The 459-nt window shown below is 53.2% G+C and carries 1 tRNA gene; it reads right to left on the bottom strand.

Features of this window, described 5'->3' with window-relative positions:
• Window positions 1–108 precede the first annotated feature (108 nt).
• Window positions 109–184: transfer RNA gene (locus KDH83_RS31580), tRNA-Thr, on the bottom strand.
• Window positions 185–459: the final 275 nt, after the last annotated feature.

The following is a 459-nucleotide window of genomic DNA, read 5'->3' as shown; positions in this document are numbered from 1 at the left end:
GTAGTGGCAACCCTCGGGCGGGCGGTGGCGCGGGCAAGGGCGCGCTGGCGGCGGTGCAGGGCCCGGAAACGAAAAAAGCAGCCTGGCGGCTGCTTTTTCCTGGAATTCTGGTGCCGGCAATAGGAGTCGAACCTACGACCTTCGCATTACGAATGCGCTGCTCTACCAACTGAGCTATGCCGGCAAGACCATTTGCCTGATGCCTTGGAATGACTCCCGTGGCGGGCAAAAAAATCTACTTGCTCTTTTGTTCTTCCCAGGACCGGGATTTTTAGAGCCTGATCTGGAAAGACCGAAATCATATCAGAGTTTTTTTGCAATGGGAAACAAGAGACGCGCTTTCTGGCAAAAAAACCGGCGTTTGCATACTTCAAAATTTTCGTTCATAATCTCGTTTCTTAGCAGTTCCCCGATAGCTCAGTCGGTAGAGCGACGGACTGTTAATCCGCAGGTCGCTGG

It is taken from the genome of Achromobacter sp. Marseille-Q0513 (assembly GCF_018195695.1).
Lineage (GTDB): Bacteria > Pseudomonadota > Gammaproteobacteria > Burkholderiales > Burkholderiaceae_B > Achromobacter.
The sequence above is the reverse complement of the archived record's forward strand: the minus strand, read 5'-3'. Positions and strand labels throughout refer to the sequence as shown.